This is a genomic window from Mangrovibacterium marinum (assembly GCF_003046625.1).
GTDB classification, from domain to species: domain Bacteria; phylum Bacteroidota; class Bacteroidia; order Bacteroidales; family Prolixibacteraceae; genus Mangrovibacterium; species Mangrovibacterium marinum.
The window spans coordinates 221,015-244,586 of record NZ_QAAD01000002.1 but is presented as its reverse complement, the minus strand read 5'-3'; the positions used below and the strand labels follow the sequence as shown (position 1 = coordinate 244,586).

Genomic DNA, 23,572 nt, shown 5'->3' with positions numbered 1-23,572 from the left:
TTGTCGGATAAGCGCTGTTTGAATTATAGCGTGTTATTTGTTGCAGCTACTAGTAGTTGATTTTGCCACCGCGTTTACGTTCGGCTTCTTTCAGGAAGATCTTACGCATCCGCAACGATTGTGGCGTTACTTCCAGGTATTCATCGTTACCAATGTATTCCAACGCTTCTTCCAGGCTGAACACGATTGGCGGAGCAAGCTTCACCTTGTCGTCGGAACCCGAGGCACGCATGTTGGTCAGTTTTTTCGACTGGGTAACGTTTACCACGATATCGTCGGCGCGACTATTTTCACCAATCACCATACCTTCGTAAACCTCGGTTTGCGGTCCGATGAAGAATTTACCACGATCTTGCAGTTTATTCAACGCGTAGGCAAAGGTTGTTCCGGGTTCTTTGGCAATCAACGAACCGTTTTGGCGACCTTCGATTTCCCCTTTCATCGGTTGATATTCGATGAAACGGTGCGTCATCACGGCCTCGCCGGCTGTTGCGGTTAGCATATTGGTACGCAAACCGATGATGCCGCGCGACGGAATCAAAAATTCCAGGTGGATCCGGTCGCCTTTGCGTTCCATGTTTTGCATTTCACCTTTGCGGATGGTCACCATCTCCACAACCTTGCCGCTGTATTCGTCCGGTACATCAACGTGCATTTCCTCGATCGGCTCACATTTAATACCACCAATTTCTTTGAATAATACTTTGGGCTGACCAACCTGCAACTCGTATCCTTCGCGACGCATGGTTTCAATCAATACCGACAAGTGAAGCACACCACGTCCGTAAACGGTGAATGAATCGGCCGATTCGCCCTGAACAACACGCAGCGCCAGGTTTTTCTCCAGCTCTTTATCCAGACGTTCCTTGATGTGGCGCGAAGTCACAAATTTTCCTTCTTTACCGAAGAATGGTGAATCGTTGATGGTGAAAACCATGCTCATGGTTGGTTCATCAACAGCGATTGGATCCAGGGGTTCGGGTTTCTCAATGTCGCAGATGGAGTCGCCGATGTCGAAGCCATCGATTCCCACCAAGGCACAGATGTCACCATCGTGCATCGATTCTACTTTTTGACGACCCAAGCCGCTGAAGGTATGAATTTCTTTTATTTTTGTTCGTTTAACCGAACCATCGCGTTTGGCCAGTGCAACTTGCATGCCTTCTTTCAATTCACCGCGGTGGATGCGGCCGATAGCGATACGACCAACGTAAGATGAATAATCCAGCGAGGTGATCAACATCTGCGGAGTGCCGGGATTTTCTTTAGGTGCAGGAATGTTTTCCAAAATGGCATCCAGCAGAGGTCCGATATTATCCGATTTTTGAGCCAAATCGGTTGTCATCCAGCCTTCTTTGGCCGATCCGTAGATTGTCGGGAACTCCAGCTGCTCTTCAGTTGCATCGAGGCTGAACATCAGGTCGAATACTTGTTCGTGTACTTCCTCGGGGCGGCAGTTTGGCTTGTCAACTTTGTTGATCACAACAATTGGCTTCAAGCCCAGTGCCAATGCCTTGGAAAGTACGAAGCGCGTTTGAGGCATGGTTCCTTCAAAGGCATCAGCCAGCAAAAGTACACCATCGGCCATGTTTAGCACGCGTTCCACTTCGCCACCAAAGTCGGCGTGACCCGGTGTATCAATAATGTTAATCTTTACATCTTTGTAAGTTACCGAAACGTTCTTTGCCAGAATGGTAATCCCGCGTTCACGTTCCAGATCGTTGTTATCGAGAATCAGGTCTTCACGTTTTTCGTGATCCTTAACGAGGTTACAGTAGTAAATGATTTTGTCAACCAAGGTCGTCTTGCCGTGGTCAACGTGCGCGATAATCGCGATGTTTCTGATCTTCTGCATATATTCTCCAAAATTGGTGGCGCAAAGATAGTTTTATTTCGAATGGATTGTTCGTTGCCTGTTATTTCTTGACGGTAACTTAACAGGAGAATCGGAAGCTTCTGACTATCAATCGAAATTTGTAAGTGTCACTACGCCTAAAATGAGCCGATCCTGGGCGATGGAAGACCTGACGTTGGGGATACTTCGGGTGTTGGACTCTTGAATTCGCTGAACCAAAGAGGTTCAATAGGGGGAAGAGAATTATCTTCGTCAATTGGACGGCGTGTAAATTGGGCAAACCACGCATAGAGCCTGTCATCATTGAAAAGGCGACTCAAGTCGTGCCCTTTTTTACTCAAACGGTCATACTTGACCAAAGCATGATGCGCTTCGAGTGCCTTCACCATTTGATCTGATCGCAGAACCGGAACCAAACGATCCTGAACCCCGTGAAAAACCCAGGTTGGGATATGGAAAATATTGTCGGCCCAGGCTGTATTTCCACCGCCACACATGGGGGCAATGGCTGCAAACCGATTCGGGTACATATTGGCTAACTCCCAGGTTCCAAAGCCGCCGAGACTCATGCCGGTCAGGTAAATCCGATCGTTGTCAATCCGGTACTTGGCATTCAATTCAACCATCATCGAGTCCAGCCAATTTTCGCTCGACCAGCGTTTTCCCCAGGGGCATTGCGGTGCAACAACAATAAAATCCATCTTTTTACCGTGATCCAGGAAGTAGGGCAGACCGTAGCGGCGAACCCGGTTGAGGTCCGTTCCCGATGCCGACCGACCATGCAGATAGATGACTACCGGGTACAAATTGGCTTGTGTGCTGTCGTAGTTTTCGGGCACGTAGGTGAGGTAGTTGTAGTGTACCTGCTTTAATGGTCGTTCACCTTCGGCAGCTTCCAATCTGAAAGCAATCGAAAAGAACAGGAAAACGATGAAGAGCAGTTTTAAGCGCATACCGGGGGAATTGTTGGGGCGAATATAGGCAAAAGTTGATTCTGCGAAATAGCAAGTCCTGTTAAAACGGATTGTTTTACAGTTGTTAACAACTGTTTTGAATCATTTTCGACTTTCAGGCAGAACCTGTTGGTTTGGGCGATGGTATTTGCGATTGGCCCGTTAAAACCGGTGGCTCGTCCGCAGCTGTATGCGGGTCGCCCGACGAAGCTTGCAGGTGATCTGACAGCGTTTGCAGGTTGTCCGATAAAGTTTGAAGTTGGCACAAAAGGGACGAATCGAAAAATTCGTCCCTTTTGTTATCATCCGATACCGGTAGCAGCTTTGCTCTCCGGTATTATTTGTGGCGTTTTTTCAGTTCGCGGGCCAAATCTTCGATCCGGTAACCTTTGTGTGTTAGCAGAACGATGAGGTGATAAAGCAGATCGGCTCCCTCGTACAGGAAGTTTTCGTCGTCGTTTGCCATGGCGCCAATGATGGTTTCAACAGCTTCTTCACCTACTTTTTGCGTGATTTTGCGTGTTCCTTTTTGGAATAAGGAAGTGGTGTACGATCCTTCCGGCATTTCTTCCTTGCGCTTGTCAATGAAATCCTGCAGGTATTTCAGGAACATTACATCTTCCGAGTTCGTTTCGTTCCAGCAGGTGTCGCTGCCGGTGTGGCAAACCGGCCCAACCGGGTTCACTTTAATCAGCAGTGTGTCGTTGTCGCAGTCTGAGGCGATTGAAACAACATTCAGGAAGTTTCCGCTTTCTTCACCTTTGGTCCAAAGACGGTTTTTGGTGCGGCTGAAGAAAGTTACTTTGCCCAGCTCTTCGGTTTTTGCCAGTGCGTCTTCGTTCATAAAACCAAGCATCAACACTTTGTTGGTGTTGTTGTCCTGGATGATGGCCGGAACCAGGCCATTCATTTTTTCAAAATCTACTTGAGACATAATTATGATGCTATTTTTTTGAATAATATTTTACAAATTCTTCCTGTAACCGGTTTTCAATATGAATTCGGTCGCGTTCAATTTCTTTTTTCAATTCTTCTTCAGTCGGAAGGTACAGCTTGTATCTTGACGTGAAAAGTTGTTTGTTTTCGGCCAAGACCGAATATTTAATAACCGACTCGTTTTGTTGAGAACACAAAATGATTCCGATTGTGGGGTTGTCGTCATTTTGTCGAATTTTTTCCTCAAACAGGCGAACATACATGTCCATCTGCCCGACATCCTGGTGGGTTAATTTACCCACCTTCAGATCCATCAATACAAAGCATTTCAGGATGTAATTATAGAAGACCAAATCGATGTAGTAATGCTCGTTCCCTACATTGATGTGGTACTGACGGCCAACAAAGGCAAAACCTTTTCCCAGTTCGAGAATGAAGGACTGAAGATTTTCTAATAGCGAATTTTCGAGTGTTTTCTCCAGGTAAGTATTCCCCGGCGTTAATTTCAAAAATTCAAGAATATAGGGATCTTTAATGAAGTCGCGTGCTGAGTCTTTCAGATCGTTCGTTTTTGATTCGGCCTCTTGTTGAATGGCCAATTTATCCTGACTGGACAGCAATCGTTCGTAATACAAGGTGCTGATTTGCCGGTCGAGGGCTCTGACACTCCAGTTCTGGTTTATCGATTCCTGAATGTAAAAGTTGCGGGCTTCGATATCTTCAACCTTCATTAACAGGCAGTAATGTGACCAGCTCAATAAGTCAGACACTGTCTGACTTTTTTGCATTTGATCATCAGTTTCACCGTGAATTCCCTGTATTTCCGGGAAAGTCAGGTAGAATTTCCGGAAGTTTTTGAGGTTCGTAACGGAGAATCCTCGTCCAAATTCTTCCGTGAGTTTCCCGGAAAGTTCTTGCAGGATCATCTTGCCGTAATCGGCGCGGGACTCACCGTTTTGCTCGTCTTCAACAATTAGCCTGCCAATTTGCCAGTAAGCAACGACCATGTTCGAGTTGGTTGCGCGGTAAATGTTTTTCCAGGCGCTGTTTAGCACTTGCCTGATTGATTCGAATAACTGTTGCTGTGGCACTGGTTTCATGGTTGTAACTTGAGAGTCCTAAAGATAGTCAGCTTATTCGCGAACTGCAATACCTTTGTTTTTCAGGTAATGCTTCAAATCGGGGATGGCAATTTCCTTGTAGTGGAAGATGCTTGCTGCCAGTCCGGCATCGGCCTTTCCTTTGGTGAAAACATCGACAAAGTGATCCATGTTACCGGCACCGCCGGAGGCGATGATCGGGATTTTCAACATGTCGGCCATTTTCGACAATTCGGCATTGGCAAAACCAGCTTTCGTTCCATCGTGATCCATCGAGGTGAACAGAATCTCGCCGGCGCCCCGATTTTCCGCTTCCTTGGCCCACGAGAATAACTCTTTGTCGGTTGGAATGCGGCCTCCATTGACAGTTACCGTCCAGCGGCCATCGTAGTTTTTGGCGTCGATGGCAACCACCACGAACTGTGTTCCGAAATTGAGGGCCAGCTCGTCGATCAGTTTCGGGTTGCGCACAGCCGATGAGTTGATGCTGATCTTGTCGGCACCGGCACTCAACAGGGCTTCCGCATCCTTCAGTTCGCTGATGCCGCCGCCAACTGTGAAAGGAATGTTGATTTCGCGGGCGATGCGTTTCACCAGGTCAACAAAGGTTTTGCGGCCTTCGTGGGTCGCGGTAATGTCGAGGAAAACCAGCTCGTCGGCTCCTTGCTCGGCGTACATCGCGCCCAGTTCAACCGGGTCTCCCACACTTTTTATATTGACAAAGTTGATGCCCTTCACGGTCTGACCGTCTTTGATATCCAGGCATGGTATTATTCGTTTTGCAAGCATGATGCAGTTTTGATTTTGAGTTCATAAGTGCGATGTTCATAAGTCCATAAGTGGTGTTCGTTATCGGAACTTATGTACTTTGGACTTATACACGAATGGACTATTTACTTATGTACTTTTCAATTTCTTCCAAACTGATTCTGTTTTCGTAAATGGCTTTGCCGGTAATTACGCCGGGCACGCCCATCTCGTCCAGTTCAATAATATCTTTCATCGACGCGATTCCGCCACTGGCAATTAATTCCAGTTTCGGGAATTGATCCAATATTTCTTTGTAAAGCTCAATACTTGGTCCACTCAACATACCATCGCGGGCAATGTCGGTTGAGATCACTTTTTGGATGCCTTTTTGTGTGTAGCCATCGATAAAATCGAGGATCGGCAGTTCCGAAACTTCCTGCCAGCCACTTACCGCGATTTTCTTGTCTTTAGCATCGGCTCCAAGTATGATTTTTTCGGCTCCGTAGGTTTCAATCCAACTCAGGAAAGTTTCCCGGTCTTTCACTGCGATACTTCCGCCGGTAACCATTTGTGCGCCGCTTTCGAAGGCGATGCGCAGATCTTCATCGCTTTTCAACCCACCTCCGAAGTCGATTACCAGGTTGGTTTTAGAGGCGATGGTTTCCAGAACTTTGTAGTTGACAATGTGTTTGGCTTTGGCGCCATCCAGGTCAACCAGGTGAAGACGGGTAATTCCGGCATCTTCGAACATCTTGGCTACTTCGAGCGGATTTTCGTTGTAAACAGTCTTTTGATTGTAATCGCCTTGAGACAAGCGCACGCACTTGGCGTCGATCAGGTCGATGGCTGGGATTATTGTAATCATAAATAGGCCTCCCCCTAGCCCCCTCCGAGGGAGGGGGAATCGTTTTTTTGAAGTTTTACTAAAAAGTTCTTATCTGTTCGCCTTCTTTGTTCCTCCCCTTCGGGGAGGTTAGGAGGGGCTTATAATTTTATAAAGTTTTCCAAGATCCTGGCGCCTACAGTTCCGCTTTTTTCAGGGTGAAACTGGGTGGCGTAAAAATTGTCTTTGTGCAAAGCCGCGCTAAACGGGTTGATGTAATTGCCCACTGCAGCCGTGTGTTCTCCCACCGTTGCGTAGTACGAGTGAACAAAGTATACGAACTGGTCTTGCAGAGACGCGTCGAACAGGTCACTTTTCAGGTTGGTAATCGTGTTCCAGCCCATGTGCGGTACTTTGGTGACGTACTCCATGCCCGGTTTTGGTTGAAAGCGTTTCACTTTTTCTTCGAAAATACCGAGGCAAGCTGTGTCGCCTTCTTCCGAATGGCTGCACATCAGTTGCAGTCCGAGGCAGATGCCTAAAACCGGCTGTTTGAGGGAGGGGATCAGTTTGTCCAGGCCTTCTTGTTTGAGGAAAGCCATGGTTGTGCTGGCCTCGCCAACTCCCGGAAAAATGACCTTGTCGGCCGCTTTTATTTTCTCGTGGTCGCCGGTAATTTCAGCTTTTACGCCCAATCTCTCCAGTGCGTTGTTCACCGACTCAATGTTCCCGGCGTTGTATTTGATGATGACTAAATTCATGGGTTTTAATTTTAGTTCATGAGTGTAAAGTACATGATTTCATGAGTTTTGGGCCGATAATTTCTTTTCTAGTCCCCTTAACAGCGCTTCAATTTCTCTGCTTTGTTCGAAAAGTTCTTCGAATTTTTGCATTTCAAGGTATTCAATATTGAATGCGATTTCTAATTGAGTTTGACATTCATAAAGTGAACCGATAGCAATGCGGATGAAACGTAGAAACTCGTTGTTGCCTTTCCGTCCAAAGCCCTCTGCAAAATTTGAGGGAATCGAAATCGCTGACCTTCGGATCTGACTTGTGAGCCCAAATAACTCCTCGCGAGGAAAATTGCGGGTAGTCTTATACACTTTGGTTACAAAGGTCATGGCTTTTTGCCAGGCAACAAATTCACGGTAGGTTTTCATCGTCGATTATTTCGTTTGTGGAAGTACTTATGAACTCATGTACTTCGTACTTCTGTACTATTTTTTCAGCAATTCTTCAATTACAGCTTTCATCTGGTCAAACTCTTCTTGCTTGAAAAGCCGCGTGAGAAAAACAATTTTACCGTTTTTGTCGATGATAACGTTGCGGGTGACGCCGGCTCCTTTTTCAGCATATTGGTAGAAAATTTCTCCTTTCGCATCGAGCAGCAGCGGGTAGCTCACCGGTATTTGTTGGGCAAAGGCTTCGACTTTCTCCGCCGGTTCATCCAGATCCACTCCGTACAGGGCGAAATCGGGATTGCTCTTGTGTTTGTTCCAGATATCGGCTTCAATATGCGGCATTTCTTTGCGGCAAACGCTGCACCAGCTGGCTGTAAATTGAAGCATCACAACCTTTCCGCGCAGATCCGAAAGTTTGACGATCGTCCCATCGGGAGTTGTTGTTTCAAAATCCGGAGCCCGATCGCCGACCTTCACAAGGTAGCCATAGTCCGTTTGGGCCGAGGCGTTGATGCCTGCAAATATTGCAATTAGGCTAATGATGCTTTTCAGCGTGTTCTTCAATTTCTTCATAAAATATCGTTACTAGTTAAAGACGACGGTCTTGTTCTTGTAAACCAAAATTTTGCGCTGCAGATGCTTGAATACGGCATGCGACAGGACAATCTTCTCCAGGTCGCGCCCTTTGCGAACCAGGCGTTCAACCGTATCAATATGGCTGCAGCGGGTTACATCCTGTTCAATGATCGGGCCTCCATCCAACTCGCTGGTCACGTAGTGGCTGGTGGCACCAATAATCTTCACACCACGGGCATGTGCGGCATGGTAAGGCTTAGCCCCTGCAAAAGCGGGGAGAAACGAGTGGTGAATGTTGATAATCCGGTTGGGGTACTTGCTGACAAACTCCGGAGAAAGAACCTGCATGTATCGAGCTAAGACAATGAAATCGACTTTGTATTTTTTCAGCAGTTCAATTTCCAGGGCTTCCTGTTCGGCTTTGTTTTCCTTGGTTACCGGAATGTAGTGGAAGGCAATGTCGAAACGCTGAGCAACGGGCTCCAGGTCTTTGTGGTTGCTGATGATCAGCGGAATTTCAACATCCCATTCGCCGGCGGTGTAGCGCGAAAGGATGTCGAACAAACAATGCGACATCTTGGAAACGAAGATGGCCATGCGGGGCATCTGTTTCGAAAAATGGATCGAGTAATCCATTTCCAGTTTCGAGGCAATCAGCGTGTCGAAATATTCTTTGATTTTATCCGCGGGAATGGCAAAACCTTCCAGTTCCCACTCAACCCGCATGTAAAAAATCTTTTCAACGCGGTCGACATATTGATCCAGGTAGATAATATTGCCGTTATTTTCATTCAGAAATTCAGTAACTGTTGCCAAAATTCCTTGTTTATCGGGGCAGTGTATTAAAAGAATCGCTGTATTCTTTTTTTCACGAAGTTGTTTGATGCTTTTCATATTCTATTTTTTACCACAAAGGGCGCTAAGTTTTTTCACGAAGGTCACAAAAGAGTTATAGGATAACTCGTTTAATGCCGTCTTTGAGTTTTTTTACATTAAAGTTAACCAAGAGCCCGAGTTTTGAATCGGACAGTTTCATATAAGTTAGTATTTGAGCCAAATGAATATCAGCCAGTGCATCAATCGATTTAATTTCGATGATGATTTTTCGTTCAACCATCAAGTCGACCCGGTAGCCAGCATCCAGTTTTACATCTTTGTAAACCAGAGGCAGTGCTTTCTGGCGTTCCACAAATAAGCCGCATTGAAGCAATTCATACGCCAGGCATTCTTCATAGGCACTTTCAAGAAGCCCCGGCCCTAATGCTGAGTGTACTTTAAACGAATTGTCGAGTATCAATTTAAACGTGTCTTCCAAATCATTCATACTTCGTGTGCTTTGTGCAAGTCTTTGCGTTCTTTGTGGTTCGTTTTGCTACAAGGTTCCTTTAGTTGAAGGAAGCTCAAAGTTAAACACATCTTTCTTAATTGCCATTTTTATGGCGCGGGCCAGCGCTTTAAAGATTCCTTCGATTTTGTGATGCTCGTTCTGGCCTTCAGCTTTAATATTCAGGTTCGAAAGCGAGGTGTCGGAAAATGACTTAAAGAAGTGGAAGAACATCTCCGTTGGCATGTCGCCGACTTTTTCGCGCTTGAACTCGGCGTCCCATACAATCCAGGGGCGTCCGCCAAAGTCGATGGCGCACTGGGCCAGACAATCGTCCATAGGCAGGCAGTAGCCGTAACGTTCCACGCCTCGTTTGTCGCCCAAAGCGATCTTGAACGCTTCTCCCAGTGCCAGTCCGGTGTCCTCAATGGTGTGGTGTTCGTCTACCTGCAGGTCGCCTTCAACTTTTACCGTCAGGTTAACTCCGGCGTGGCGGGCAATCTGGTCCAGCATGTGGTCGAAGAAGCCGAGCCCGGTTGAGATGTTTCCTTTGCCGGTTCCATCCAGGTTCAGCTCGACGAGGATCTTCGTTTCTTTGGTGTTGCGTTCAACGCGGGCGGTACGTTCCGGAGCAGCAACGCGTGCGTAAATATCGTCCCAGTCGTTGGTTATCAAAGCGCAGAAGTCTTCCAGCCCTTGTGCTTTCATTTCATCGACCAATGAGCCGTCGCTGATCAGGATTCCTTTAGCCCCAAGGTTTTTAGCCAGCATGATGTCGGTCAGGCGGTCGCCAATCACAAAGCTGTTGGCCAGGTCGTAACTGCCGTCCATGTATTTGCCCATCATTCCGGTGCCCGGTTTGCGGGTAGGCGCGTTATCGTGCGGAAAATGACGGTCGATTAAAATGTCGTCAAAAACAACATCTTCATTTTCGAGCGCTTTCAGCATTTTGTTGTGTGCCGGCCAGAAGGTGTCCTCCGGAAATGAATCAGTTCCGAGACCGTCCTGGTTGGTCACCATCACCAACTCGTAGTTGAGGTTTTTGGCAATAAAATGCATATTGCGGAAAACCTTGGGCAGGAACTCCAGTTTTTCCAGCGAGTCGATTTGCTCGTCCGCCGGTTCAATAATCAGGGTTCCGTCTCTATCGATGAAAAGAGCTTTCTTCATAGTGTTAATAATTTCGAATAATGAATAAACAATTTTGAATATCCAATTAAGATAGCTTCGACTTGGCCGTTTTAATGCTTTTAGCAAAAATGGCTATCAATTCTTCGTTTTCTTTTAGAACAGAATCAACAACTTCGAATGGCAACAACGGTTTGCGAAGAATAATTTTCAATGTCACTCTTGTTTCCCGAAGTTCTTTCAAAATGATCTGCATTTTGTGAATGAAATCGCGTTGTGATTCAGCAGACTGCGTTTCTCCGTAGTTCAGTTCCGGAGCAGTACTGCTTCGAACAACTTGACCAGCCAAATGATTGGCTAACCTCGTATTTGGAAGTTTTTCAACGATTTCATCAACTTTCAGAGCAAAGTCAATTAAGCGGTCTTCCAGATCAAAAATTCTCGATTCGGTATTCATCCTTGGATATTGGTTATTGAGTATCCGATATTGGATATTTTCTATATTAGTTCTTTTAGTTTCTCAATCAGTATCTCATTTTCCTCCGGTGAGCCGACTGTGATTCGAAGGCTGTCGTCGCACAAAATTACCTTGGAGCGGTCGCGAACGATGACGCCATTTTCAACCAGGTAGTCGTAAATTCCGCGGGCGTCGTGCAACTTGACCAGTAGAAAGTTGGCATCGGAAGGGTAAATTTTTACAACAAAAGGAAAAGCCTTCAGTTGTTCGCTCAGTTTTGTACGTTCTGCCAGAAGCGTTTCTACCCAGGCGTTCTTTTCGGTTTCCTGCTCAATCAACTCCAGGGCTTTTTGTTGCGTCAGGATGTTGATGTTGTAGGGATATTTAATCTTGTTGAAGATTTTAATGATATCGGGAGAGGCGAAAGCCATCCCCAGTCGGATGCCGGCCATTCCCCAAGCCTTGGAGAAGGTTTGCAGGATCACCAGATTGGGATAACGATCGAGCTCGGGCAACAAACTGGCACCCGGCGCAAAGTCGATGTAAGCTTCGTCGACCACAACCAAGCCTTTGAAATTTTGAATGAGTTTCAGCATTTCTCCCTGGTCCATCAGGTTGGCTGTTGGGTTGTTGGGCGAACAAACGAAAGCCAGTTTGCTGTTTTCATCGGCCTGTCCCAATAGTTCGTCAGCCGAAAAACTATAGTCTTCCTTCAGTTTAATCTTTCGAACTTCAATGTTATTGATATCGGCAGCAACCTGGTACATACCATAAGTTGGGTCGATGGAAACAATGTTGTCTTTGCCTGGCTCGCAGAAAGCACGAAAGAGGAGATCAATGGGCTCGTCGCTGCCATTACCCAGGAAAATCTTATCCGGAGCACATCCTTTGATACCCGATATTTTCTCTTTCAACTGACGTTGCAGTGGATCCGGGTAGCGGTTGTAAGGCGCATTATAGGGGTTTTCGTTGGCATCCAAAAATACCATTGCTTCACCCGAAAACTCATCTCTTGCCGACGAGTATGGTTTCAGGTTTTTAACGTTTTCGCGTAATAGTTTATCTAAGTTCATCGTTCTTGATCTCCATTAGTCGTTTGTAAGTGCTTTTAAGCGCAAGCTTACTGCATTTTTGTGCGCGTCCAGTTGTTCCGCAGCAGCCATAGTTTCGATAACCGGGCCGAGCTTTTGGATACCCTGTTCGGTGATTTCCTGGAAGGTTATTTTTTTTGTAAAGCTGTCGAGGTTGACCCCACTGAAGGAACGGGCCCAGCCGTTTGTCGGCAGGGTGTGGTTGGTTCCCGAGGCATAGTCGCCGGCGCTCTCGGGGGTGTAATTGCCCAGAAATACAGATCCGGCATTGGTGATTTTCCCGGCTACCTCCAGGTATTTTTTCATGGAGATAATCAGGTGCTCGGGGGCGTACTCGTTGATTAGCTCAACCATCTCTGCTTCGCTGTCCAATACGATAGCGACGCTATTGTCGAGGGCTTTTAAGGCGATGTCGGCCCGGTTGAGTTGTTCGAGTTGCTTGTCCAGCTCGGTCTGAACAGCTTCAATCAGGTTGCCTGAGTTTGCTACCAGCACGACCTGTGAGTCGGGGCCGTGTTCAGCCTGCGACAGCAGGTCGCTGGCAATGAAGGCCGGATTGGCTGATTCGTCGGCCATAACCGCCACTTCGGATGGGCCGGCAGGCATGTCAATGGCCACGTCGCTGATGCTGATGAGTTGCTTGGCTGCCATGACGTATTGGTTGCCCGGGCCAAAAATCTTATACACTTTGGGCACTGGGCCGGCGCCGTAAGCCATTGCGCCAATCGCCTGAACACCACCAAGTTTGAAAATCTTTGTAACCCCTACCAGCTTGGCTGCAAATAAGATGGCCGGGTTGATTTTACCATCCTTTCCCGGAGGCGTACACAACACGATTTCCTTGCAGCCTGCAATTTTGGCCGGAAGAGCCAACATTAAAACCGTTGAAAAAAGCGGGGCGGAGCCCCCCGGAATGTAGAGGCCAACCTTTTCGATGGCCACCGCTTTTTGCCAACAGGTAACGCCGGGGGTGGTTTCAACTTTGCGGGTTTCGGTGGCTTGTTGCGCATGAAAACGCAGGATATTTCCGGCGGCTGTTTCAATAGCAGCTTTCAGTTCGGGAGCCACCAGTGCGATGGCCTCTTCAATTTCGCTGTCGCTAACGGCCAGCTCGTCCAGAACAACGCCGTCGAATTTTTCGGTGTAACGTCGAACAGCGGCTTCACCTTCAATTTTAATGTCATTCAAAATGGCTTGCACTCGCCCGGCCAGGTCGTTGGCATTGAACAGGGGGCGTTCCAGCAGTTTCGGCCATTCAGCAGGGGCCGGAGCAATATAAGTTTTCATGCGTGTGGATTTTTTCCCGTTAGAAGTTATTAGAGAATCATTTTTTCAATCGGCATTACTAAAATTCCCTGGGCGCCGGCTTCTTTCAGTTTTCCGATGATTTCCCAGAATTCTTTTTCAGCAATGACCGACGATAGGGATACCCATCCTTCTTCTGCCAACGGCGTAACAGTTGGGCTTTTCATCCCGGGAAGAATCGCTGAAATTGCGGCGATTTTCTCTTTCGGAGCATTCAGGACGATGTATTTTTTACCTTCAGCACGCTGAACAGACTCCAAACGGAAGATCAGTTCGTCGAGGATGGCTTGTTTTTCAGATGAAAGATTCGGAGTTGCGATTAAAAGTGCTTCAGATGGCGTCACTACCTCTACTTCTTTCAGACGGTTGGCAACCAGCGTTGAACCGGAGCTGACGATGTCGAAAATAGCATCGGCTAAACCAATTCCGGGAGCGATTTCAACAGAGCCCGTGATGACATGAATTTCGGCGTTTACCTTGTTTTTATCGAGCCAGTCTTTTAGGATAACCGGGTAAGAAGTGGCGATTTTTTTCCCGTTAAAATATTCGGGCCCCTTGTAATCATCAGACTTGGGGATGGCCAGCGATAAGCGGCATTTACTGAATCCAAGACGCTTGGCAACAACAACGTCCATTTTCTTTTCAAGCACTTCGTTTTCGCCAACAATACCGATGTCGGCTACCCCATCGGCAACGGTTTGCGGAATGTCGTCGTCGCGCAGGAAAAGTGCTTCCATTGGAAAGTTTTTAGCCGAGGCCAGAAGCACACGGCTGCTGCCGAGCGAAAATTTGATTCCGGTTTCTTTAATTAAGTCCATCGAATCTTCAAACAAGCGTCCTTTGTTTTGGACGGCAATTTTCAATTGTGTCATGATCAGTTTGTTAAAAATAAAAAAGGCCTACCTGATGGTAAGCCTTCTTTTTGTTAATATTTTTTGTTTCAATGCGGACAAAAGAATTACGGCCTACCTTGTAATAGGAAAAAATGATGATGGCCGTGATGTCCGTTATTGAATGTCATTGTTCTGTATTTTGTGTTGCAAGTATAGTTATAAATTGAAATTGAACAAAGCGAATTGCTGTTAATTTAAAATTAAGAAGTTGTTTTTGTTGTTTTTTGCCTCCACAGCGGGGATTTTTCTTCGGTTTTTACTTGTTTGGATGTTCCGGAAAGTCTTGTCAAAAAGCTAAAAATAAGAAATGATGATTTTGACGAATTATCAATAGCAACGAAGGTCTGAGGCGGTGCCGGTTATTGAGTTGAAGCAGGTCTTTGCTTTTGGTGTTTGACGATGAGTAGCAGCCTTTATTCGGTTGTAGGATTTCGGAAAATAAAAAACCTCCCGGAGGGGGAGGTTTTTTATTTATTTATTTATTTATTTATTTAGTCGAAAATGTCTCTCATTTTTTCGAAGAAATTTTTGTCGCCCGATGATGGGGTGGCCTGAAAGTTTGGTGATTGCTGCAGTTTTTCGAGCAATTTTTTCTCTTCCGAGCTAACCTTTTTCGGGGTCCAGGCGTGGATGCGTACCAGCAGGTCTCCGTGTCCGTAGCCGTTGACCTCGGGAAGGCCTTTGCCGCGCAGCCGAAGGATTTTCTCAGGCTGTGTGCCGGCTTCAATTTTCACCTTCACCTTGCTGTCGATGGTCGGAATCTCGGCTGTTGTGCCTAATACGAAATCGGGCATGGATAGAAATAAATTGTATATCAGGTTGTTTCCATCGCGGATTAGATCCGGGTGTTGTTCTTCCGTGATAATCACGTGCAGGTCGCCGTTTACGCCGCCGCGGCGTCCGGCATTCCCCTTGCCTGATACATTTAGCTGCATGCCTTCAGCAACACCAGCGGGGATTTTGAAGCTGACAACTTCTTCTCCTTTGACGATTCCTTCGCCATGACATTTGCTACACTTGTTCTTGATGATCTGGCCTTCGCCGCCGCAGGTGGGGCAGGCCGATGTGGTTTGCATTTGTCCCAGCAAGGTGTTGGTAACCCGGGTTACATGTCCGCTACCGTGACAGGTTGAGCAGCTTTCGTAATCGGATCCACCTTCAGCGCCCGAGCCGTGACAGCTGTCGCAGCTGACGTATTTTTTGAGTTTCAATTTTTTCTCAACCCCGTTTGCGACATCTTTCATGCTCAGCGTAACTTTCACGCGCAAGTCCGATCCCCGGTGAACGCGCCGTCCCTGGCTGCGGCCACCACCGCCGAAGCCACCAAAGCCGCTAAAGCCACCAAAGCCACCGCCGCTGCCGCCGAAAATATCGCCGAACATGGAGAAAATATCATCCATCGACATGTCGTGACCACCAAAGCCGCCACCGGCAGCGCCGCCCATGCCGGCATGACCAAACTGGTCGTAGCGCTGTTTTTTTTGCGGGTTGCTTAAAACTTCGTAGGCCTCGGCTGCCTCTTTAAATTTTTCCTCAGCTTCTTTATTATCCGGGTTTTTATCCGGGTGATATTGGATCGCCTTTTTGCGATATGCTTTCTTAATTTCCTCAGCAGTGGCGCTTTTGCTAACACCTAAAACTTCGTAATAATCTCTTTTTGCCATGCTCCTTGTGGATTTTTTTTCTGGTTTATTCGCCGATTACAACTTTAGCAAAGCGAATAACTTTTTCGTGCAACAGGTATCCTTTCTGAATCACATCAACTACTTTGCCTTTCAGTTCTTCCGATGGGGCCGGAATTTTAGTAATCGCCTCGTGGAGGTCGGTGTCAAAGTCTTTTTCTTTGGCGTCAATTTCTTTGATGCCATTTTGTTTCAGGAATTCCTGAAATTTGGTATAAATCAAAGTCACTCCTTGCTTCAGCGGATTTTCATCTTCAACGTCACTAAATGCAGCAAGAGCGCGTTCCAAATCATCGATAACCGGAATGATATTCATCAGGACACCTTCGCCGCCCGATTTCATTAATTCCATTTTTTCCTTCAAGGTGCGTTTTCTGAAGTTGTCGAACTCTGCTTGCAGTCGTACGTGTTTATCCTTCATGTCGGCAAGCTGGTTTTGCAATTTTTCGATTTGCTCCTGAATTTCGTCCTGTTTATCTTTTTTTGACTTTTTGTCGTGCTTATGCTCTTTTTTAGCAGTTTCTGTTTGTGCCTCTTTGGGGTTGTTTTTCACCTCATCAGCACTCACTTCTTGCTCGTTTACAACTTTTTCCTCTGCCATATTTATTTCTGTTTTATTTTTTCGACTGTTATGGCACAAAAATGCTGCCATCTGAAATTGGCGGGACATTTTGGCATTCGTTTTCAATAAGGGCTGACAAAATTAGAAAAAGAAAGGCAGTACGTCGGTACTGCCTCTGGTGATTATCGCTTATTTAGCAATTATTTCATTTGCTTCTTCTCCAAACCCTTGGGGTGTTGTTTCGGTTTGTTTGTTAGCGGATTAATTCCTTTAGTTTAGCTTCAAGCGCCGGGCCACGAAGGTTTTTGGCCACAATCACACCATCGCCGTCAATCAGGAAATTGCTTGGGATGCTACGTACCCCGTAGATCGCTGCGTACTTGGCACTCCATCCATTGAGGTCGCTCACATGGTTGTCCCAAACCAAATAGTCATCGGCAATTGCTTTTTGCCAGGCATCTTTCGATTTGTCGAGCGATACGCTGTATACAGTAAATCCCTTACCGTTTTCGAATTTTTTGTTTTGGTAATTTTTATAGGCGTTTACAACGGTCGGGTTTTCGCGGCGGCAGGGACCACACCAGGAAGCCCAAAAGTCGATTAATACATATTGTCCTTTGAGTGAGGAAAGTTTTAGTTCGGAGCCGTCGGCCGTTTTTTCTGCAATCTCGGGGGCTTTATTCCCGATATTGAGTCCGATCTGTTGCGCGTCGGCAAGCTTGGGCGCAACGATTGCGATCGTAAAAAGAACGGCGATCATCAAAATCTTTTTCATAACGTGTTAAATTATTGCGTTGATAAATTGTACGCTCTTATAAAAGTCGAAAAGCGTTTTTTGTTTATTCTGTTCACAAAAGTTAACAAAGTTCGTGCCTTAGCCGATGCGTGTTATCGACGCACCAATGGCATTGAGGCGTTGATCGATTGCTTCGTATCCTCGGTCAATTTGTTCGATATTTGAAATCTTACTGTTGCCCTGAGCCGAAAGTGCAGCAATTAACAGGGCTACGCCGGCACGAATGTCGGGAGAACTCATGGTGGTGCCTCGTAGCTGCACCTTTTTGTTCAAGCCGATAACGGTTGCACGATGGGGGTCGCAAAGAATGATTTGTGCGCCCATATCGATGAGCTTGTCGACAAAGAACAAGCGGCTTTCAAACATCTTTTGGTGGATCAGTACACTGCCTTTAGCCTGCGTTGCCACAACCAGGAATATGCTTAACAAGTCGGGGGTTAATCCGGGCCACGGAGCATCGGCAATGGTCATGATGGAACCGTCGATGAAGGTTTCGATTTCATATTCGTCCTGCGCCGGTATGTGAATTGTGTCGCCAATGATTTCCATTTTTATTCCCAGCCGCTTGAAAGAGTCAGGAATGATTCCCAGGTGTTTGATGCCCACATCTGGAATGGTAATGTCTGATCCGGTCATTGCTGCTAATCCAATGAAACTTCCCACCTCGATCATGTCGGGCAGAATGCGGTGTGTGCAGCCCGTGAGCGAGGAAACACCTTCAATGGTCAGTAAGTTTGAACCGATGCCGCTGATTTGAGCTCCCATGCTGACCAGCATTCTGGAAAGTTGTTGCAGATAGGGTTCGCAGGCGGCATTGTAGATGGTTGTTGTTCCCTGGGCTAGCACGGCAGCCATTAAAATATTGGCTGTACCGGTAACCGAAGCTTCGTCGAGTAGCATATAGGAGCCGGTAAGCTGCTTGGCCTCTACGCTGAAATAGTGTTTTTCAGCATCGAAGCGGAAGGATGCCCCCAGTTTTTGCAGGCCTACAAAATGAGTGTCCAGCCGGCGGCGGCCGATTTTATCGCCACCGGGCTGCGGAATGTAAGCTTGCCCGAAGCGGGCCAGCAGAGGCCCTACGATCATAATGGATCCGCGCAGGCTGATGGCTTGCCTGGAAAAGTTCTCGCTTTGGAGATAATCGATGTTGATTTCATCAGCCTGGAAGCTGAATGTACCTTTGCGTATCCTTTCGGTTTTTACACCTAAGTCGCCCAGGAGCTCAATGAGCTTAAGGACGTCCCGGATTTCGGGGATGTTGCTGATTGTAATCTTTTCAGCGCTCAGTAAGGTGGCGCAAATAATTTGTAGTGCTTCGTTTTTTGCACCTTGGGGCGTTAATGTGCCGTGAAGTTTCCGGCCCCCTTCAATATGAAATGTTGCCATCTCCGGAGTAATGTGTTTTTAGCCGTTTACCGGCGATGTTTCTTTTGCCCGCGGTTGCTTTGGGTGCTTTGTTTTTTGCGGGGTTTGGTATGCAGCAATTCCTTGGTTTCAGTCAAGCCCAAATCAGATCGTTTGATTGTTCCTTTGGACAAGATTTCCAGATCTTCGTATATTTTCTCATCATCTACCGCATCTTTATTCCAGGAGAGGTAGCTTTTTTTCATGTGGTTGGCGATGAGCTTAATCAGGTTTTCTTTTTCGTCGCCCGCATCGTAAACACTCGCTTTGTCGATCAGCTCTTCGAGAATTTTGCCATAGTGGCGTTTTTTGATGCGCCCGGTGCTGTATGGAATACGTGCCGGTGGTTCGTTAAACGTTTCGCGGCGGGGTGGCTCGTAGGGATAGTCAATGTCTAATTGGAAGTCGGACATGATGGCCAGGTGATCCCATAGTTTATGTTTAAAATCGTTGATGTCGCGCAGGTAGGGGTACATATTTCCCATGATGTCAACGATGGTTCGGGCAGCACGGTTTCTTTCGTCCCGGTCTTCGATGGTCATAATATGATCGACCATATTTTGTAAATTACGCCCATACTCCGGAAGGGGCATTTTCTTTCGATTTGAATTGTAATCCATCTAAAAAATGTTCTAATAAAAAACTGAATTCAACTAAACAGGGTTGAGTCAATCGGGTAATAATTCTGATTATCAGTTGTGAAGTGTATTCTTTGCTTACAAAGCTAGTTGAAATAATTTCACAGCCAAATCTTTTGTTTGTAAATCTTGTAATTTGCTGATTCCCTTATGGCTTTCTTTAGTGGACAATCCTCAATTTTGCGAATTTCAGCAAGAGCTGTTTTTGCCCGGCATTGGGAAAGAAGACAGTGGCTTTCAAGTTGGGGAACGTGCCGTCGACTTGTTGTACTTTACCTTTGCCAAAGCGTTGATGTTCAACGGTCATGCCTGCCTGGATGTCGCGTGGGTCATCGCCGTCAAAATTTTGATTTTGCTTCTTGGCTTCCCGCAGTTGCATCAGTTTTTGGTTCATCAGCTGCGGATTGGCATTGGCCGGCCGGCTGGCAGCGGGCGTTTGCGGTGGCTCTTGGGCTTGTGGCTTTCGGAATCCGGCATAGCCACCGGTTTGCGGAGACTCACGTTCGAAGCCCATCCCGTTTTCTTCGGGCATATCCAAATAACGTCCGTCGATTTCCAAAATGAAGCGACTGGGATTACAGAAGTCCAGTTTTCCCCAGCGATAGCGTTGTTTGGCAAAACTCAGATAGGCGTTTTCCTCTGCTCTTGTCAGGGCAACATAAAACAGACGGCGTTCTTCTTCAAACGATTCAATGCTCGGATTGGCTCCTCCCTTGGGGGCCGATGGAAAAAGGTTTTCTTCCATACCGACGATAAACACATTTTTGAACTCCAGACCTTTGGATGAGTGGACGGTCATGAGGGTAACCTTGTCCAGATCTTCGTCTTTCTCGCCGTCCTGGTCGGTCAACAGAGCCACATCTTCCATATAATTCCCCAGGGCATTGGCTGTGCCTTCCTCCCGGGCGTTGATGGTAAACTCCTGGATCCCGTTCAGCAATTCCTGGATGTTTTCGAAACGGCTTAAGCCTTCGGGGGTTTGATCGCGGTACAGATCCTTCATGATGCCGGTTTGGGTGGCGATATAGTTGGCCAGCTCGTAAGCATCGGCTGTCAGCGTTTTCTCCTGAAACTGACTGATCATTTCGCTGAAAGCAGTCAGTTTGGCCAGGGTTCCTTTGTTCAGACCGGCCGCATTTTCATAGGGCGACTTTTGGATGGTTTCGTAGATGGATTCCGTACGCGCTACGGCAGCCTGCTCCAGCTTGGCCAGGGTGGTTGCCCCGATTCCGCGTGCCGGGTAGTTAATCACCCGTTTCAGAGCTTCATTGTCTTTGGGGTTGATAACCAGTCGGAAATAGCTTAGCAGGTCTTTGATTTCCTTGCGTTGGTAGAACGACAACCCTCCGTAAATTTTGTAGGGAATGTTGCGTTTGCGCAAGGCTTCTTCAAAAATACGCGACTGGGCATTGGTACGGTAGAGGATGGCATAATCCTGAAAGCGATAGTGCTTGCGCATTTGTGTCTCGCTAATCTCGTTAGCCACCAGGTAGCCTTCTTCGTTGTCGGTTAAAGCCGAAAATACCTTGATGCGGTTACCGCCACTATTTTCAGAGAAAACATTTTTTTGCAGCTGTCGCTTGTTTTTGGCAATCACGCTGTTGGCTGCATTCACAATGGTTTGTGTGGAACGGTAGTTTTGCTCCAGCTTAAAAACCTGATGTTTGGGGTAGTCCTTCTGGAAATTGAGAATGTTTTCGATTCGGGCACCGCGGAACGAATAAATACTTTGCGCATCGTCGCCAACCACGCAAAGATTATGATGCTGTGCCGCCAGATTTTTAATGATCAGATATTGCGAAAAGTTGGTGTCCTGGTACTCGTCAACGAGCAGGTAGTCGAACTTTTGCTGGTATTTGGCCAAAATGTCTTTGTGGTCGCGAAACAGAATGTTGGTTTTAAGCAGCAGGTCGTCAAAGTCCATGGCCCCGGCAATTTTGCACCGCTTGTCATATTCTTTGTAGATCTCGGCAATGCGGGGCATGCGAATGCTCATGTCGTACTCCATGATTTGCGCATTTTGCTGGTAGGCCGGCGGTGTTATCAGGCTGTTTTTAGCCGACGATATGCGGCTGGCCACAACGTTGGGCTTGTAGGTCTTTTCGTCGAGCTGCATGCTTTTGAGAATGGTTCTGATCAGGCTTTTGGAGTCTGCGGAATCGTAAATGGTGAAATTCGACGGGAAGCCCAGCACTTCAGCTTCGGTACGCAGGATGCGTGCGAAAATGGAGTGGAAGGTGCCCATCCACAGGTAGCGGGCGGTGGATTGTCCAACAATGGTGGCAATCCGTTCTTTCATTTCCTTGGCTGCTTTGTTGGTAAAGGTCAAGGCAAGAATGTTGCCCGGTTTGGCCCCTTTTTGCAGCAGGTGGGCAATTCTGAATGTCAACACCCGGGTTTTGCCCGAGCCAGCACCGGCAATAACCAGCGATGGTCCTTCAATATTTATAACTGCCTGGCGTTGGGCATCGTTTAATCCGTCCAAATAACTCATGCTTAATCAAATCTTTTGGGATAAGAGTTGTTCTTATCGCGAATATCGTTCGTTTTATATCATCCGGAGCCGGCACGCGTGTGTGGGGTGAAGTGCGCTCCGGGGCTCAAAAGTAAAACCTATTTCCGGGATTCATTGTTTCGCACCGGCATAGTTTTCAACAACAGACGAAAACACAAATTTCGGCAATAAAAATAAGTCTGGCGCAAAAGATAAATGAATTTTATGCGTTAATATTGTGTAATTCCAAAAACAAAACCTGATTCTGTTGCAGATGAAGCATTTATTTTCAGTTTTTATTGTGTTTTTATTCATCGGCTACGTGGCTGAGTGCAGTGCGCAAATCACCACCATCACAGCCAGCGGTCAAACAATGACCAATTATCCTTCGGGCGATCAGTATCTGATTTACATTTTTTGTGGACAACAGGGAGTGCCTTCGGGGAGTTTGACTGCACAATTTTCAACGGGCGAAACGGCCGACTTCGAGTGGTTTCAATATAATTCGCAGACCGGTTTGTTTGAAGCGCGAGCTGAATTTGACCAGTCGGCAGTTGTGGCATCAACGGCTCCCGGGTTGGAGGATGGCTGCTACCGGGTGAAGGTCACCGCCGGAGGGCAGACGGAGACTTACACCGCTTGGGTGTTGAATAGCTGGTATGTGCTGAGCGCCGAGATTTCGGAAGTAACTTGTGATTATTTCCGGATTACCGGGGAGATTACCGATCAGGCGGTTTTGGAATATACCGATTTGGCAGGCGCAGGGACGGATTTTCCGGTGCAGAAGATTGTGCAGGCTCGCTGGGAGAGTGGATCGGAGGCGTTGAGTACGCTGTTGAGCCCGACAATTTACTACCCGCCAAGTTCGAATACAACCTATGAGCTGACCGTTTACGATGATTTGGGCTGTTCGGCAACAACCAGCGTTTATTACGAGTCGGTTGTGCCCAAAGCTGATTTTACAGCCAGTCCCGAAAGTGGTGAAGCTCCGCTGGAGGTGAGCTTTAGTAACCAGTCGCAGAATGCCGACGAGTATGAGTGGTTTTTCTTTCGCGATATTGCCGAAATTCGGGCTGAGGCAGCATCGGAGGGGAGCGTAGCCGATAGTATCATGGATGTTGCGCTGGATGTAAATCCAATTTATACCTACGAAAATTCGGGTGAGTACAAGGTGAAAATGGTGGCGACGAAGCAGTCCGGAGAGTTAGTCTGTCACGATACACTCTACCTGGATTATTACATCAAGGTAGATACTTCGTATATTGATGCGCCGAACTTTTTCACCCCAAATGGCGATGGCACCAACGATAAGTTTAAGGTATATTTCAGTTCCATGAAAAGTATCGACATTAAGATTTTCAATCGGTGGGGAAAACGCGTGTATGGCGTTAGCCGCAACAATTTGGGAACCTTTAATAGTGATGGCGAGGAGCTGGCCTGGGATGGTCGCATTGGTGGGCGGATGGCAAGCCCCGGCGTTTATTATTATGTGGTGGAAGGAAGAGGGCGCGACGACCGGAAGTGGCATAAGTCCGGGTTCTTTCATCTTTTCCGTTCAAAGTAGTTATTGCTGAAAGCAGCATAGAAAAGCCCGGCTCTTTCGACCCGGGCCTTTTGCGTT

At 47.0% G+C, this 23,572-nt stretch carries 23 protein-coding genes; 1 reads left to right on the top strand and 22 read right to left on the bottom strand.

What is annotated here, in order from left to right:
• Window positions 1–49: 49 nt before the first annotated feature.
• The 22 genes from typA to C8N47_RS02775 all read right to left on the bottom strand — a co-directional run bounded on the left by typA (window position 50) and on the right by C8N47_RS02775 (window position 21,951).
• Window positions 50–1,855 (bottom strand): translational GTPase TypA, encoded by a 1,806-nt coding sequence (typA, locus tag C8N47_RS02880; protein ID WP_107821009.1) that lies wholly within the window; start codon window positions 1,853–1,855, stop codon window positions 50–52.
• A 137-nt stretch (window positions 1,856–1,992) separates the two neighbouring features.
• Window positions 1,993–2,808 carry a carboxylesterase family protein gene (locus tag C8N47_RS02875; protein WP_107821008.1) on the bottom strand — a complete coding sequence of 272 codons (816 nt, stop codon included), beginning with the start codon at window positions 2,806–2,808 and terminating at the stop codon, window positions 1,993–1,995.
• A 337-nt stretch (window positions 2,809–3,145) separates the two neighbouring features.
• The gene (hisIE, locus tag C8N47_RS02870; protein WP_107821007.1) at window positions 3,146–3,742 is read right to left on the bottom strand and encodes a bifunctional phosphoribosyl-AMP cyclohydrolase/phosphoribosyl-ATP diphosphatase HisIE; all 597 of its coding nucleotides are present in this window, start codon (window positions 3,740–3,742) and stop codon (window positions 3,146–3,148) included.
• Window positions 3,743–3,752: 10 nt separating this feature from the next.
• Complete coding sequence (locus C8N47_RS02865) at window positions 3,753–4,844, bottom strand: PDDEXK nuclease domain-containing protein (RefSeq protein ID WP_107821006.1); 1,092 nt, start codon at window positions 4,842–4,844, stop codon at window positions 3,753–3,755.
• 33 nt (window positions 4,845–4,877) lie between these two features.
• Window positions 4,878–5,633 carry an imidazole glycerol phosphate synthase subunit HisF gene (gene hisF / locus C8N47_RS02860; protein ID WP_107821005.1) on the bottom strand — a complete coding sequence of 252 codons (756 nt, stop codon included), beginning with the start codon at window positions 5,631–5,633 and terminating at the stop codon, window positions 4,878–4,880.
• Between the two features lie 100 nt (window positions 5,634–5,733).
• Window positions 5,734–6,459 carry a 1-(5-phosphoribosyl)-5-[(5-phosphoribosylamino)methylideneamino]imidazole-4-carboxamide isomerase gene (gene hisA / locus C8N47_RS02855; RefSeq protein ID WP_107821004.1) on the bottom strand — a complete coding sequence of 242 codons (726 nt, stop codon included), beginning with the start codon at window positions 6,457–6,459 and terminating at the stop codon, window positions 5,734–5,736.
• Between the two features lie 119 nt (window positions 6,460–6,578).
• A complete protein-coding gene (hisH, locus tag C8N47_RS02850; protein WP_107821003.1) occupies window positions 6,579–7,178 on the bottom strand; it encodes an imidazole glycerol phosphate synthase subunit HisH in 600 nt (199 codons plus the stop codon).
• 39 nt (window positions 7,179–7,217) lie between these two features.
• Window positions 7,218–7,580, bottom strand: coding sequence for a four helix bundle protein (locus tag C8N47_RS02845; protein ID WP_107821002.1), 363 nt, complete (start codon window positions 7,578–7,580; stop codon window positions 7,218–7,220).
• Window positions 7,581–7,637: 57 nt separating this feature from the next.
• On the bottom strand, window positions 7,638–8,174 hold the full coding sequence (locus C8N47_RS02840; RefSeq protein WP_107821001.1) for a TlpA family protein disulfide reductase: 537 nt from the start codon (window positions 8,172–8,174) through the stop codon (window positions 7,638–7,640).
• A 12-nt stretch (window positions 8,175–8,186) separates the two neighbouring features.
• Window positions 8,187–9,071, bottom strand: coding sequence for a formyltetrahydrofolate deformylase (gene purU / locus C8N47_RS02835; RefSeq protein WP_107821000.1), 885 nt, complete (start codon window positions 9,069–9,071; stop codon window positions 8,187–8,189).
• 55 nt (window positions 9,072–9,126) lie between these two features.
• On the bottom strand, window positions 9,127–9,501 hold the full coding sequence (locus C8N47_RS02830) for a GxxExxY protein (protein WP_107820999.1): 375 nt from the start codon (window positions 9,499–9,501) through the stop codon (window positions 9,127–9,129).
• A 48-nt stretch (window positions 9,502–9,549) separates the two neighbouring features.
• Complete coding sequence (gene hisB, locus C8N47_RS02825; RefSeq protein WP_107820998.1) at window positions 9,550–10,671, bottom strand: bifunctional histidinol-phosphatase/imidazoleglycerol-phosphate dehydratase HisB; 1,122 nt, start codon at window positions 10,669–10,671, stop codon at window positions 9,550–9,552.
• Between the two features lie 46 nt (window positions 10,672–10,717).
• Window positions 10,718–11,086 carry a four helix bundle protein gene (locus C8N47_RS02820; protein ID WP_107820997.1) on the bottom strand — a complete coding sequence of 123 codons (369 nt, stop codon included), beginning with the start codon at window positions 11,084–11,086 and terminating at the stop codon, window positions 10,718–10,720.
• Between the two features lie 41 nt (window positions 11,087–11,127).
• A complete protein-coding gene (gene hisC / locus C8N47_RS02815; RefSeq protein WP_107820996.1) occupies window positions 11,128–12,159 on the bottom strand; it encodes a histidinol-phosphate transaminase in 1,032 nt (343 codons plus the stop codon).
• Window positions 12,160–12,174: 15 nt separating this feature from the next.
• Complete coding sequence (hisD, locus tag C8N47_RS02810; RefSeq protein ID WP_107820995.1) at window positions 12,175–13,464, bottom strand: histidinol dehydrogenase; 1,290 nt, start codon at window positions 13,462–13,464, stop codon at window positions 12,175–12,177.
• A gap of 29 nt (window positions 13,465–13,493) precedes the next feature.
• A complete protein-coding gene (gene hisG / locus C8N47_RS02805; RefSeq protein ID WP_107820994.1) occupies window positions 13,494–14,354 on the bottom strand; it encodes an ATP phosphoribosyltransferase in 861 nt (286 codons plus the stop codon).
• A gap of 512 nt (window positions 14,355–14,866) precedes the next feature.
• A complete protein-coding gene (gene dnaJ / locus C8N47_RS02800; RefSeq protein WP_107820993.1) occupies window positions 14,867–16,039 on the bottom strand; it encodes a molecular chaperone DnaJ in 1,173 nt (390 codons plus the stop codon).
• A gap of 25 nt (window positions 16,040–16,064) precedes the next feature.
• Window positions 16,065–16,658 (bottom strand): nucleotide exchange factor GrpE, encoded by a 594-nt coding sequence (locus tag C8N47_RS02795; RefSeq protein ID WP_107821104.1) that lies wholly within the window; start codon window positions 16,656–16,658, stop codon window positions 16,065–16,067.
• A 214-nt stretch (window positions 16,659–16,872) separates the two neighbouring features.
• Window positions 16,873–17,394, bottom strand: a complete 522-nt coding sequence (locus C8N47_RS02790) for a TlpA family protein disulfide reductase (RefSeq protein WP_107820992.1) — start codon at window positions 17,392–17,394, stop codon at window positions 16,873–16,875.
• Between the two features lie 99 nt (window positions 17,395–17,493).
• Complete coding sequence (gene murA / locus C8N47_RS02785) at window positions 17,494–18,801, bottom strand: UDP-N-acetylglucosamine 1-carboxyvinyltransferase (protein ID WP_107820991.1); 1,308 nt, start codon at window positions 18,799–18,801, stop codon at window positions 17,494–17,496.
• Window positions 18,802–18,827: 26 nt separating this feature from the next.
• The gene (locus C8N47_RS02780; RefSeq protein ID WP_107820990.1) at window positions 18,828–19,439 is read right to left on the bottom strand and encodes a DUF4290 domain-containing protein; all 612 of its coding nucleotides are present in this window, start codon (window positions 19,437–19,439) and stop codon (window positions 18,828–18,830) included.
• A gap of 178 nt (window positions 19,440–19,617) precedes the next feature.
• Entirely contained in the window at window positions 19,618–21,951 is a 2,334-nt protein-coding gene (locus C8N47_RS02775; RefSeq protein ID WP_107820989.1) for an ATP-dependent helicase, read from the bottom strand.
• A 274-nt stretch (window positions 21,952–22,225) separates the two neighbouring features.
• Between C8N47_RS02775 and C8N47_RS02770 the strand changes: the two genes are divergently transcribed.
• Window positions 22,226–23,515 (top strand): T9SS type B sorting domain-containing protein, encoded by a 1,290-nt coding sequence (locus C8N47_RS02770; protein WP_107820988.1) that lies wholly within the window; start codon window positions 22,226–22,228, stop codon window positions 23,513–23,515.
• Window positions 23,516–23,572: the final 57 nt, after the last annotated feature.

Coding starts and splice junctions, on each gene's coding strand:
- hisB (WP_107820998.1), bottom strand. CDS start 10,671: ATGAAGAAAGCTCTTTTCATCGATAGAGACGGAACCCTGATTATTGAA.
- hisG (WP_107820994.1), bottom strand. CDS start 14,354: ATGACACAATTGAAAATTGCCGTCCAAAACAAAGGACGCTTGTTTGAA.
- C8N47_RS02845 (WP_107821002.1), bottom strand. CDS start 7,580: ATGAAAACCTACCGTGAATTTGTTGCCTGGCAAAAAGCCATGACCTTT.
- C8N47_RS02775 (WP_107820989.1), bottom strand. CDS start 21,951: ATGAGTTATTTGGACGGATTAAACGATGCCCAACGCCAGGCAGTTATA.
- C8N47_RS02780 (WP_107820990.1), bottom strand. CDS start 19,439: ATGGATTACAATTCAAATCGAAAGAAAATGCCCCTTCCGGAGTATGGG.
- C8N47_RS02875 (WP_107821008.1), bottom strand. CDS start 2,808: ATGCGCTTAAAACTGCTCTTCATCGTTTTCCTGTTCTTTTCGATTGCT.
- C8N47_RS02865 (WP_107821006.1), bottom strand. CDS start 4,844: ATGAAACCAGTGCCACAGCAACAGTTATTCGAATCAATCAGGCAAGTG.
- hisF (WP_107821005.1), bottom strand. CDS start 5,633: ATGCTTGCAAAACGAATAATACCATGCCTGGATATCAAAGACGGTCAG.
- C8N47_RS02820 (WP_107820997.1), bottom strand. CDS start 11,086: ATGAATACCGAATCGAGAATTTTTGATCTGGAAGACCGCTTAATTGAC.
- hisA (WP_107821004.1), bottom strand. CDS start 6,459: ATGATTACAATAATCCCAGCCATCGACCTGATCGACGCCAAGTGCGTG.
- C8N47_RS02795 (WP_107821104.1), bottom strand. CDS start 16,658: ATGGCAGAGGAAAAAGTTGTAAACGAGCAAGAAGTGAGTGCTGATGAG.
- hisC (WP_107820996.1), bottom strand. CDS start 12,159: ATGAACTTAGATAAACTATTACGCGAAAACGTTAAAAACCTGAAACCA.
- murA (WP_107820991.1), bottom strand. CDS start 18,801: ATGGCAACATTTCATATTGAAGGGGGCCGGAAACTTCACGGCACATTA.
- hisIE (WP_107821007.1), bottom strand. CDS start 3,742: ATGTCTCAAGTAGATTTTGAAAAAATGAATGGCCTGGTTCCGGCCATC.
- purU (WP_107821000.1), bottom strand. CDS start 9,071: ATGAAAAGCATCAAACAACTTCGTGAAAAAAAGAATACAGCGATTCTT.
- C8N47_RS02790 (WP_107820992.1), bottom strand. CDS start 17,394: ATGAAAAAGATTTTGATGATCGCCGTTCTTTTTACGATCGCAATCGTT.
- hisH (WP_107821003.1), bottom strand. CDS start 7,178: ATGAATTTAGTCATCATCAAATACAACGCCGGGAACATTGAGTCGGTG.
- hisD (WP_107820995.1), bottom strand. CDS start 13,464: ATGAAAACTTATATTGCTCCGGCCCCTGCTGAATGGCCGAAACTGCTG.
- C8N47_RS02770 (WP_107820988.1), top strand. CDS start 22,226: ATGAAGCATTTATTTTCAGTTTTTATTGTGTTTTTATTCATCGGCTAC.
- C8N47_RS02830 (WP_107820999.1), bottom strand. CDS start 9,501: ATGAATGATTTGGAAGACACGTTTAAATTGATACTCGACAATTCGTTT.
- dnaJ (WP_107820993.1), bottom strand. CDS start 16,039: ATGGCAAAAAGAGATTATTACGAAGTTTTAGGTGTTAGCAAAAGCGCC.
- typA (WP_107821009.1), bottom strand. CDS start 1,855: ATGCAGAAGATCAGAAACATCGCGATTATCGCGCACGTTGACCACGGC.
- C8N47_RS02840 (WP_107821001.1), bottom strand. CDS start 8,174: ATGAAGAAATTGAAGAACACGCTGAAAAGCATCATTAGCCTAATTGCA.